The 12,617-nt window shown below is 40.1% G+C and carries 8 protein-coding genes and 1 pseudogene; 5 read left to right on the forward strand and 4 right to left on the reverse strand.

All coding sequences use genetic code 11. The features are described 5' to 3' along the window. Positions 1-311: 311 nt before the first annotated feature. From L6494_RS25200 to L6494_RS25220, 5 genes and pseudogenes are all read left to right on the forward strand, one after another. Positions 312-1,214: a cation diffusion facilitator family transporter gene (locus L6494_RS25200; protein ID WP_237990458.1), complete on the forward strand. Its 903-nt coding sequence runs from the start codon at positions 312-314 to the stop codon at positions 1,212-1,214. Between the two features lie 275 nt (positions 1,215-1,489). Next, positions 1,490-3,748, forward strand: coding sequence for a sensor histidine kinase (locus tag L6494_RS25205; RefSeq protein WP_237990459.1), 2,259 nt, complete (start codon positions 1,490-1,492; stop codon positions 3,746-3,748). 134 nt (positions 3,749-3,882) lie between these two features. Beyond that, a pseudogene (locus L6494_RS25210) lies at positions 3,883-4,338 on the forward strand (response regulator). A 2-nt stretch (positions 4,339-4,340) separates the two neighbouring features. Beyond that, positions 4,341-6,293 (forward strand): hybrid sensor histidine kinase/response regulator, encoded by a 1,953-nt coding sequence (locus L6494_RS25215; RefSeq protein ID WP_237990461.1) that lies wholly within the window; start codon positions 4,341-4,343, stop codon positions 6,291-6,293. Positions 6,294-6,377: 84 nt separating this feature from the next. Further along, on the forward strand, positions 6,378-7,799 hold the full coding sequence (locus tag L6494_RS25220; RefSeq protein WP_237990462.1) for a GAF domain-containing sensor histidine kinase: 1,422 nt from the start codon (positions 6,378-6,380) through the stop codon (positions 7,797-7,799). Positions 7,800-8,187: 388 nt separating this feature from the next. On the opposite strand, the gene guaA is transcribed toward L6494_RS25220, so the two are convergent. The 4 genes from guaA to L6494_RS25240 all read right to left on the reverse strand — a co-directional run bounded on the left by guaA (position 8,188) and on the right by L6494_RS25240 (position 12,579). After that, positions 8,188-9,810: a glutamine-hydrolyzing GMP synthase gene (gene guaA / locus L6494_RS25225; RefSeq protein WP_237990463.1), complete on the reverse strand. Its 1,623-nt coding sequence runs from the start codon at positions 9,808-9,810 to the stop codon at positions 8,188-8,190. 219 nt (positions 9,811-10,029) lie between these two features. Then, positions 10,030-11,145 (reverse strand): cobalt-precorrin-5B (C(1))-methyltransferase CbiD, encoded by a 1,116-nt coding sequence (cbiD, locus tag L6494_RS25230; protein WP_237990464.1) that lies wholly within the window; start codon positions 11,143-11,145, stop codon positions 10,030-10,032. 254 nt (positions 11,146-11,399) lie between these two features. Next, a complete protein-coding gene (locus tag L6494_RS25235; RefSeq protein ID WP_237990465.1) occupies positions 11,400-11,696 on the reverse strand; it encodes a DUF7734 family protein in 297 nt (98 codons plus the stop codon). 286 nt (positions 11,697-11,982) lie between these two features. Further along, on the reverse strand, positions 11,983-12,579 hold the full coding sequence (locus L6494_RS25240; protein WP_237990466.1) for a DUF3177 family protein: 597 nt from the start codon (positions 12,577-12,579) through the stop codon (positions 11,983-11,985). Between the last annotated feature and the right edge of the window lie 38 nt (positions 12,580-12,617).

The following is a 12,617-nucleotide window of genomic DNA, read 5'->3' on the forward strand; positions in this document are numbered from 1 at the left end:
AGAGCAACGTCTCTACATCATTTATTTGGTGCAACTTCATAGAGAATTTGTATCAGTTACAAAAAAAGTTGGAACAATTCAACCATGACTAATGCTAAAGATATGCTTCTAGCTCTAAAGGATAAGTGAATCTTTATCTAGTTTGTAGCCTATTTTAGTTGAAATTAATCTCAATAAATATAGTTAAAATTTGCCGACTATAGCAATATATAATCCTTACTGTGTAAGAGTTTGATACATTTTATAGATGTTTAAAAAATGACATTAGAAGTACACTGATAAGTCACAGAGTTTAATATCAAAAAATATCTATGACTTACGATAACCGCGCAGAAGTAAGAAAAGTTTTAATTATTACCCTATTTCTCAACTTGTTTGTGATGGGATTAAAAGCATTTGTAGGGTATTTGACAGGTTCTCTCAGCTTATTGGCTGATGCTTTGCATAGCGTGACAGATAGTGCCAACAACATTTTAGGACTAATTGCTAGTAAATTTTCTTCTCCCTACCCCGATCGTGAGCATCCCTATGGACACCACAAATTTGAAGCTGTGGGAGCATTAGGAATCGCCGCGTTTCTAGGAATTGCTTGCTTTGAAATTCTCCAAAGTGCAATTGAGCGCATACTTAAAGGTAGCGAACCGGTGAGAATTTCTGCGCCTGAATTGTGGATACTGCTACTTGTTTTGGGTGTAAATATTTTTGTGGCGTTTTATGAGCGCAATGTGGGTAAGCGAGTCGGTAGCCAAATTTTAATCGCTGATGCTACCCACACCATGAGTGATGTCTGGGTGACAATCTCCGTCATTGGTGGTTTAATTGGGGTTTGGTTTGGTCATCAATGGCTAGATATAGTCTTAGCTTTCCCTGTAGCGTTGATGGTTTTTTGGAGTGGTTGGTCAGTTTTAAAAGATAGTTTACCTTGGTTAGTGGATCAAATGGCGATCGCACCTGAAGCAATCCACGCCATTGCTACTGCTGTTCCTGGGGTAATTAATTGTCATGATATCGCCTCACGCGGCGTTTTAGGTCGTCAAATTTTCATTGAAATGCACTTAATCGTAGATGCGCCAGATGTGGAAACGGCTCATCGCATCACAGAAGAAGTAGAACGTCAACTAGAAACACGCTTTACCCCAGTCAGGATTTTAATTCACGTCGAGCCACCGACATATGAATCGGAGCAAATTAGCTTTGATACAGGAGAAAAATAGGAAGTGATGACTATTTTACAAAATTTAATTTTTTAGAATTTAGCATAAATAGAGATTTAGTTGTAAATACAGTAATTTTTAACTTACTCATGTAGCTAGCCATTAGTCATGAGCGCAGATGAAATTAATCACATCTGTACTAATCTTTATGCCGTGGTTGTAGACTGTTGTTAATGATAGAAGCATACTCTACTTTTATCAAATTAATCCAGTAACTAAATCAACAGTATATTAGAGTCAGTCTCATATTGCGTCATCATTATAAGGACTGAAAGGTGAACACTGACAATACTGGTACGACATTTCAAGTTGACCTCAGTAACTGTAACAAAGAACCAATTCATATTCCTGGTTCTATTCAGCCTCATGGAGTTATTTTAGCTTTACAACCAGCAGAATTAACTATTTTACAAGTTAGTAATAATACATTTGATTTTTTTGGTATACATCCAGAAGACTTAATTAATCAAAATTTAGCTATTTTATTAGGAACAGAACAAATAAAACTATTAAAGGATTGTCTAGAAAATGAAGATTTACCAATTGTTAATCCCATAGAATTTTGGATTAAATTAAATGGTAAAAATATAAATTTTGATGGGATTGTTCATCGTTCTCATGGTTTTATTATCTTAGAAATAGAACCAAATTTTTCAGAAAAAAATAATGCTTTTTTTAAGTTTTATCACTTAGTAAAAATAGCAATGCTAAAATTACAAGCGGCGACAAATGTCTCTGAAGTTAGTCAAATTTTAGCAAAAGAAGTCAAAAAAATTACTGGCTTTGATAGAGTAATGGTCTATCGCTTCGATAAAAATTGGAATGGTACAGTCATTGCGGAAGAAAAACAAGAATATCTCACATCATATTTAGGTTTATATTACCCAGCTTCCGATATTCCCCAACAAGCTAGAAAGCTCTACACTGAAAACTGGCTCAGACTCATACCAAATGTTAACTATCAACCAGCAATAATTATACCCACAAATAATCCTCTGAATAATCAGCCTCTTGATTTAAGCGGTTCAGTATTGCGTAGTGTTTCGCCTTTACATATAGAATATATGCAGAACATGGGGGTAACGGCTTCTATGTCTATTTCTATTATCAAAAATAAACAACTGTGGGGATTAATTTCCTGTCATCATCAGTCACCAAAATATATACCCTATGAAATTCGTAGTGCTTGCGAATTATTAGGTCAAATGACTTCTCTGGAAATGAGCGCACAGGAAGAGAGTGAAGACACGGAATCCAAAATTAAAGTCAAATCTGTGCATAGCAAATTAATAGAATATATGTCGATAGACAATAATTTTATTGATGCGTTAATTAAGCATCAGCCGAATCTGCTAAACTTAGTAAATGCAGCAGGTGCTGCTGTCTGTTTTAATGGTCAATATTATCTTATTGGTAATACGCCAACAACTCAAGATATTCATAATTTAATAGATTGGATTAGTCAAAATCTGCATGAAGAGATTTTCTACACTGATTCCCTAACAACAGTTTATCCAGAAGCCGAAAAACTGCGGAATGTCGCTAGTGGTTTAATGACACTTTCTATTTCTAAAAGTCAGAAAAACTATATTTTGTGGTTTCGTCCAGAGGTAGTGCAGACTGTAAATTGGGGGGGTAATCCTCATAAACCTGTTGAGGTAGTAGCTAACGGAGGTATGCGCTTATCACCACGAAAGTCTTTTGAATTATGGAAAGAAACAGTTCTTCTCAAATCTCTACCTTGGAAATCTTATGAAGTCAATGCAGCCGTAGAATTGCGAAGTGCAATTATCAGTGTGGTACTGCGAAAGGCTGATGAATTAGCTCAATTAAATATAGAACTAGAACGGAGCAATAAAGAATTAGATGCTTTTGCTTATATTGCATCTCACGATTTAAAAGAACCACTGCGGGGGATTCACAATTACTCTAACTTCTTAATAGAAGACTACGGTGAAATTATCAACGACGAAGGTAAAGCAAAGTTAATGACTCTGATTCGTCTGACCCAACGAATGGAGGATTTAATTGATTCACTCTTACATTTTTCTCGATTGGGAAGAGTGGATCTTGTGATGCAGCCTACTAACTTGAATGATGAAGTACATCGGATTTTAGATATGTTAAGCCTTCGCATTGAGGAATCAGGCGTAGAAATCCGCATACCCAGACCACTACCAACAGTGTATTGCGATCGCGTCCAATTAGGTGAAGTCTTTAGCAACCTCATCGCCAACGCCATCAAATACAACGACAAGCCCAACAAATGGATTGAAATTGGCTACTTGGATCATTCACCACGACCAATCACATTCTATATCCAAGACAACGGCATAGGCATTCGCGAAAAACATTTTGACTCGATTTTTCGCATTTTCAAACGACTACACGGCCCCAGCAAATACGGAGGTGGTACAGGCGCAGGACTCACCATCGCTAAAAAAATTGTGGAACGGCATGGCGGTACAATTTGGCTAGACTCAACCTATGGTGAAGGCAGCACTTTCTATTTCACATTACAAGAAACAGATTGACATCCTCTATCTTCCCGTAGACCTCCGTTCCCTTGACTTTTAACTTAATTATGCTTCCTACAGTCATTAAACCCCACCCCCAACCCCTCCCCGTTCACGGAGAGGGGAGACAATATGAATTTTAATTTATACCCATGATTGGCAACATCACCCAACCTTTACTAGTAATTGAAGACAGCGATGAAGATTTTGAAGCTTTGCAGCGATTCATTCAAAAAGAAGTCATATTAAACCCTGTGTTTCGCTGTGCAGATGGTGATGAAGGCCTAGATTTTCTCTACCATAACGGAGTTTACAGTGATCCTGAAACTGCACCACGACCATCAATTATTTTGCTGGATCTCAATTTACCAGGTACTGATGGGCGAGAGATTATAGCCCAAATTAAACAAGATCCAAACCTCAAATCTATTCCTATAGTTGTATTTACTACTTCTTCTAACCCCAAGGATATTGAAATATGTTATCAATACTGCGTTGCTAGCTATATTCTTAAACCAATTGATATCAATTGACTAGTAACAACAATTCACAGCTTTTTAACGTACTGGTTGGATATTGTGATTCTTCCCGATACTGTTAACAAATAGTCATGGCACAACCGCTAACTATTTTAATTATTGATGATTCTCCTGAAGACCGTCAGGTGTACCGTCGTTATCTCCAGCAAGATCAAGAGCAATGCTATCAAATTTTAGAACAAGAATCAGGTGAAGACGCATTGGCATTATGTCAAAAATTACAACCTGACGGGATTTTATTAGACTTTTTATTACCCGATTTGGATGGACTGGAATTTTTAGCAGAACTGAAAACACTAAACCAGGACAAGATACCGGCTGTAGTGATGTTAACAGGCTACGGTAACGAGGCGATCGCAGTCGAAGCGATGAAAAGTGGTGTTCATGACTATCTCGTTAAAGGAGAAACCACAGGTGAACGTTTGCGTTTAACTGTCTACTCAGCCATCAAAAAAGCTCAGTTAAGTACCGAGTTGCGGCGGAGTGAGGAACGGTTACGAGAATCGCAAAAACTCATCGAACGTATCGCCGAAACCACACCGGGAATTTTGTATGTTTACGATTTGGTCGAAGGAGAAAATATCTATCTCAACGGACAGGTAACAAACTTACTTGGCCATACTCCCGAAAAATTTCAAGCTTTGGGAAAAGAATTTTTAGTGCAATTCATGCACCCTGATGATTTTGCTGAACTTCCCAACGTCTTCCAACGGTTTGATACGGCGAGAGATGGTGAAGTTCTAGAACATGAGTACAGAATGCTATGTGCTAACGGTAAATGGCGATGGTTTTGTAGTCACAATTCTATATTTGCTAGGAATGCTGACGGTTCACCACATCAAATAGTTGGGACAGCCTTTGATATCACAGACAGGAAGCAAACAGAACAAGAATTACGTGACAGTGAACAACGCTATCGCTATTTATCAAATGTTGTACCTCACTTGGTTTGGATTAGTAATATTCAGGGAGAATGTGAACATCTTAATCAACGCTGGTACGAATTGACTGGTAGAACTGTTGAGCAATCACTGGGATTTGGTTGGCAAGAAGTTATACATCCAGATGATGTCTCAGGCGTGATCACAGAATGGATGAAAATTGTGAAAACAGGAGAACCTTATGAACAAGAAATTAGATATCGAAAATATGATGGTAGCTATCGCTGGCATTTAGCAAGAGCCGTACCCATCAAAAATGAGCAAGGACAGATTGTCAAGTGGTTTGGCTCAAGTACAGATATTGATGATTACAAACAATTAGAGGCGGAACGTGACCGACTTTTACAACTAGAAAAAGCGGCTCGGACTGAAGCGGAAGTAGCCAACAAAGCGAAAGATGAGTTTGTGGCTATGGTATCCCATGATTTGCGATCGCCACTCAACGCTATTCTCGGCTGGGCGCAACTTTTACGGACTCGGCAATTTGATCAAACTCATTTTAACCGTGCTGTAGAAACTATTGAATACAATGCTAGATTTCAATCAAAACTCCTAGAAGACTTGCTAGATATATCGCGTATCTTGCGAAGCAAATTAAAATTAGAACTCAACCAAGTTAATCTATCCGCAATTATCGGTGTAGCCATAGAAACAGCTTACCCCTCAGCCAAAGCGAAAAATATCATTCTAGAGTCTAGAATAGATCAATCAGTTCCCACGATTACTGGCGATATCAATCGTTTACTACAGGTTTTAGGTAATCTCCTCTCCAACGCCATTAAGTTCACGAATCCAGGGGGAAAAGTATTAGTACAGCTATCAGAAAAAAATTCTCAAGCCCAAATTACGGTGACAGACACAGGTATAGGCATTAGCCCAGAGTTTTTACCCCACGTTTTTGAACGTTATCATCAGGCAGATATTCATTATACACAAGGAGGCTTAGGACTAGGTTTAGCGATCGCGCATCATCTAATAGAATTACACGGCGGGACAATTGACGTTACCAGTCCAGGCGCAGGACAAGGTACTACCTTCACCATTCATCTACCGTTACATGAATTTTCTATGAACCTTGGGTGATTTTTCTTTGGTATTAGGAGTTATCCCTTTGAAGTGGGAAAACTAAATCTTGAGAGCAATTTACTTTTTTCCAACATCCTCAAGATGCAACCTAATGTTATGCGAACTCCCCATTCAACAGAAACTACAATTAAGTTACCAAATCAAACGTTTCACCAAGAAAATATTAACTTAAAACTGATTGTAGAAGGGATTGCATCTCAAGTGGGTGAAGCTTTCTTTCAAGCTTGCGCTCATTACTTAGCTGAGGTACTCCAAATTCAGTATGCTTTAATTGCAGAGTTTATTGATCAAGAGTCGCCACGAGCTAGAGTTTTAGCTTTTTGGACAGGAGAAGACTTTGGCCCCAATTTTGAATACGATTTAGTTGGAACTCCTTGTGGTGTCGTTTATGAAGAAGGCATCCAGATTTACCCTAACTGTATTCAACAAAAGTTTCCCGAAGACCTAGACTTGGTTATGTTGAATGTTGAAAGTTATCTAGGCATTCCCATTTTAGATCCTAACGGTAAGCCTCTAGGTCATATTGCTGGGTTGCATACTAAACCATTAGAACGCAGTTACGAAGAACAAGAGTCTATCTTAAAAATCTTTGCAGCTCGGTCAGCAGCAGAAATTGAACGTCAGTTGGCAGACACAGCACTTAAACAACAAAATATTTACTTGGAACAAACCCTCAAACAGTTGCAAACAACCCAAGCACAACTGATTCAAGCAGAGAGAATGTCTAGTTTAGGGCATCTTGTTGCAGGTATTGCTCATGAAATCAATAATCCCATTGGTTTCATTTATAGCAATATTGCCCACACTAAAGAATCTATCAATATCCTTTTAGAACTGATTGCGGCATATCAATCAGAATGTCCCGATCCGTCTAGCTTACTGAAAGAAAAAATTCAAGCAGCTGACCTAGAATTTTTACAAAAAGATGTTTCCAAAATGCTCAATTCTATGGAAGCGGGAAGCAATCGCATTCGTGATATTGTCCTGAGTTTACGTAATTTTTCTCGCCTTGATGAATCAAGCAAGAAATCAATAAACCTGCACGAAGGAATAGAAAGTACCTTGCTAATTCTGCAACATCGATTACAAGCAAATCAGATGTCACCTCAAATTCAGGTGATTAAAGAATATCAGCCACTTCCCAACGTCAATTGCTATGCCAGCCAAATCAATCAGGTGTTGATGAATATTTTGAATAATGCAATTGATGCCTTGAGGTCTGATTCTAATAAAATTGCCCAGCCAATTATTGAAATTAAAACAGAGGTAGTAGCTTCAGGAGATGCAGTTAAAATTTTAATTATGGATAATGGAATTGGGGTAAATGGAGCAATATTATCCCAAATCTTCGATCCTTTTTTCACTACGAAACCGGTTGGTTCAGGTACTGGTTTAGGACTTTCTATCAGCTATCAAATTATAGTTGAGCAGCACGGTGGCAAGTTAAATTGTATTTCTTCCCCAGGACAAGGTGCGAAATTTGAAATTGAAATACCTATTTAAATATAAGAATCCGGTTGAATTTTTGGACAAAATCAAGCTAAATATCCTCAATAGAGACGCGATAAATCGCATCTGATCATACCAATATTCTACACAAATAAAGCGGTTTGCAGTTGAGTTTAATACAGACCTAACCCCCAACCCCTTCCCTACAAGGGAAGGGGAGTAAGCCTCAAAGCCTCTCTCCTACAAGGAGAGAGGTTTGGAGAGAGGTTAGAGTGTATTGCATACAAACGAGAAGTTCTATAAACCTTAACTCTTAACTGAACACTATTAATTCATAGCAAAAAAAGTAGAGATGTGGCATTTCAACATCTCTACTTTTTTACGAATTACGAATTACGAATTACGTTAGCGGAGCGGGGCGGGAGCATCGTTACGAATTAAATCATTCCCACTCAATAGTTCCAGGTGGCTTAGAGGTAATATCAAACACCACGCGATTCACGCCTTTTACCTCATTAACAATGCGGTTAGAAATCGCTTCCAGCACATCGTAAGGTACACGCGCCCAATCTGCCGTCATGCCATCTTCACTCTTGACAATCCGTAAGACAATGGGGTAAGCATAGGTGCGTTGATCACCCATTACACCTACACTACGGATTGGCAACAAAACAGCAAACGCTTGCCAGTATTCATGATACAAGCCACGTTGGTTGATTTCTTGCCGTACAATCAAATCAGCATCACGTAAAATATTCAACCTTTCGGCTGTGACTTCACCCAAGATGCGAATCGCTAAACCAGGGCCAGGGAAGGGTTGACGTTGGACAATTTCTTCCGGTAAACCAATCGAACGTCCTAATTTGCGGACTTCATCTTTAAATAGTTTCCGCAGAGGTTCTACTAACTTGAACCTTAAATCTTTGGGTAAACCACCGACATTATGATGGCTCTTGATTTTCACTGCTACCCGTTCCCCAGTTTTGGGATCAACGTTGGTATCAGCAGATTCGATCACATCCGGGTAAAGAGTCCCTTGAGCCAGATAATCGAAGGGGCCAAAATGTTTCGATGCTTCTTCAAATACCTGAATAAATTCATGTCCAATGCGACGGCGTTTTTCTTCTGGGTCTGTCACCCCGTCCATCTTTTCGAGGAAGCGATCGCGAGCTTCAACATATTCTACAGGAATATGAAACTGTTCTTGGAATAACTTCACCAACCTTTCCGGCTCATACTTCCGCATAAAGCCTTGATCGATAAATACACAGGTGAGTTGTTCACCAATAGCTTTGTATAGCAAGAAAGCTAACGTCGAAGAATCAACTCCCCCAGATAAAGCCAGCAGCACCCGCTTATCGCCAACTTTCGCCCGAATTTCCCGAATCGCTTCTTCTACAAAAGCGGCTGTTGTCCAAGTGGGTTCACACTCGCAGATGTGATAAACAAAATTGCGAATTAACGCTAAACCACCGATGGAATGTACAACTTCAGGATGGAACTGTACACCATAAAGTTTTTTCTCGTGGTCAGCGACAGCAGCACAGGGAGTATTTTCTGTATGAGCTAAGACTTCAAACCCTGGGGGCATTTTTGTAACTGAGTCGCCGTGACTCATCCACATTGTAGTGCCATCTTCGACGTTAGTTAATAAATCTGTAGGGTCATCAATATATAATGATGCTTTGCCGTATTCACCCCGGTCGGCTTGGGCTACTTCCCCACCGAGTTGATTGACCATCAACTGCATACCGTAGCAGACACCCAAGATGGGAACTCCCAAATTCCAGATTTCTGGGTCACAATGGGGTGCGCCATCACTATAAACAGAGTTGGGGCCGCCAGAGAGAATAATACCTTTGGGACTTAGTTTTCTTAACTGTTCAGCTGGGGTGCGATAAGACAAAACTTCAGAGTATACTTGAGTTTCGCGGATGCGTCGGGCTATTAGTTCCGAATACTGAGAGCCAAAGTCCAAAATGACGATGATTTGACGCTCAAGCCGCCCAAACTCTTCTAGTGCTTGAGGGGCTTGTTCGGTTGGTAGAGTCACCACTGTATTCATAATCAGGGAAGTGCAGGTTAGATGTAGATGATTGCTCTGTGTTTCAGATGTACGGTTTTGCTGCCTGGTTAGTCAGCAAATACTAGATTAGACAATTAAAAACGCCTGTAAGAAGCGTTTGCTAGGCCGATGTGGCAAGGTATTAAAAGGTATAAGTTACCCTAGGGTTGCTACTGAAAAAGTTATTTATTTGGATTATTTATGATTATTCATAATAAATTAACATAAATTTCCAATTAAGTTACAAGCAGTTTTGCTCTTTACAATAATTTTGCGATCGCGATCAAAGAGAATTGATCCACAAACTGTAGTTAAAACCTCCCTATTACTATGGCTGTGGAGATATTCTAGGCAACGGGAATCGATAGTTTCGGCGATCGCACTGTAAACTTGATTTACCCAATCACTACCTGTAGCACTATCTAACGCTCTTAGGTGTTTAAGTGCGGCTTCAGCCGTCGGACTGTGAAATACTATTTCTATATCTTGTTTGTCTAACCCAGCCAAAGCGCAGTGAGTAGTTAAAACTTCCCGTCGCCCATCAGCTAAGTGATGGTGAGTGTGAAAAATCCCACCAGCCAGCTTCATCAACTTCCCGTGATAGCCGAACAATAAGATTTCTTTAACACCCAAAAGTTCTGCTTCCACTAACATTGGCCCCAACCAATTAGCAGTTTTTACCAGTTTCTCAGGGTTAATACCGATTTTTGGGGCTAAATCTAAGCCATTCTCGCCAATGCAAAAGACCAGACTTGTAAACTGACTAGCTTTTTGTTGTAATTCAGTACGAAAAGTATTTAACTGCTCAGGTGTACTTAAGGGTTGAGAAATACCGGATGTTCCCAATAAAGAGAGTCCCTCCACAACACCAAAGGCAGCATTAGAAGTTCTCTTAGCAAGCGATCGCCCCTCTGGTAAGATAATCGTCACCGTGATTTTTTCCGATGCTGCTAGTAGTCGAGACAAATTATCTTGCAAAAGCCTCTGAGCATAACCATAAATCGCTGGGTTATTGTCAGCATTGATTTGCTTACCAATACCCTCCCCACCTTGAATAGTCACTTGCTCATCCCCAACCCCTCCCCAAGAAACCATCGTCCAAACCGGAGTATTTTTAGTTAAATCCAGATTATCACCGGGATCAGAGCGAGTAATAGCCAAAGCCATATTCTCAGATAATCCTGCTACCTGTTCTATAGGGATCTCGGCTATTTGTGCAGGTGTAATTAAATCTACTGCTGCCACTAGTAAAGTTTGACGGTGGCGTAACCAATGTAAAGCCGCCACAGCCCCAGCACAAGCAAAAACAGGTAAAGTGTATCCACTACGAGTCAAGTCGCTTCGCTCCAATTCAAAATTCAAAATTCAAAATTCAAAAACGGTCATTAGTCAGAGTGGGCATTGTATTTTTCTCCCCCTGCTTCCCCTGCTTCCCCTGCTTCCCCTGCTTCCCCTGCTCCCCTGCTCCCCTGCTCCCCTGCTTTCCTGTCACCTGTCACCTGTCACCTATCACCTATCACCTGTCACCTGTCACCTGTCACCTATCACCTGTCACCTGTCACCTGTCACCTATCACCTATCACCTACCCCTACACCCCCACTTCCGCCAGAATAGCCTGCATCGCTTCCCAAGAAATTTGTCTTTCGATATAACGGGGAGCTTCAGGATTATAAGGGCTAGCTATGCGGTCAATGCTAATAATTTTTGACCCATCTGGTATCACTGGGATTTCGGGATCAAATGCAGTGGGGAGCATCAAAGAACTGGAAAACCCTTTGAAAATTGCTACCTTATCTTGCTCATCAGAGATTTCCACTGTCACCAGTAAGACTTCTTGAGGACGTTTGAGAGTGTATTGTTCTAATCGCTTGCCAATGGAACTCATTTTGAAAAATAGGAATTTCTGGAAGGAATTTCTTTTTCCGTACCGGATGTTGGAGCTTCTCTACAAAATGCTACGAGTAGCATTCTTCCCTAGAAGGGTACAAACCTTTTGTGCTGTTAGCGGTGACAGGGCTTTAAACAGCGCACAATTAATTTTACTGTTTTACTGTTATTACTCCTGACCCAGCACTCAGCACCGGCTAAACGCCGCGCTACCGCTAACACCACTCAGCACTCATTACTCATTACTCAGCACTCAGCACTCATTACTCAGCACTCATCACTCCTTACTGTTGTGTAGCCGAGCGTCCCTGCTTGCCCAACTTCACCAGAACAAAGTAACTTAAGTAAACCACGTAAATTATTAAACCAACTATGCCCAGAAACCCTAGCATTGCGTGTTTACTATTGTGATGAAAATACTCTTTAAATAACAATGGAGCTTCAAACCAGACCAGACACTCAGGCGTTTTGATGGCATTGCTAGAAAAAGCACAACCCAAAAAAGGTACAAACGCTATTGCGCCTAACAAGCAATATAGGGTTACAGCCCATCGCCAAGAGGTAAAAGTTAGCTTTAAAAGGGTACTTGGCAAATATTCAATTTCATCATTGAGATCCACCCAAAACCACAGCGAAACCGGAATGAGAATCAACCCTACTAACCCAGAAATAAAGCTAACTTGGTACTGGGCAATCATCAAATAAACTGTAATGACAAGGAGACTGGACACTCGCCAGTAAATCATTAACAGTCTTTGTATCCCTTCAACTTTTTGGACATAAGCCCAAATCAAGACAATTAAGGGAATCATCACTAGAAATAATACTGCCAGTCGGTAGTCAATCCAGACTAACTGGCGAAACCAAACGTCATTTTGCATAGTTCACGTCAAACGCTTAATAATCATTAACTATATTC

This window comes from Nostoc sp. UHCC 0870 (assembly GCF_022063185.1).
Taxonomy (GTDB): Bacteria; Cyanobacteriota; Cyanobacteriia; order Cyanobacteriales; family Nostocaceae; genus Trichormus.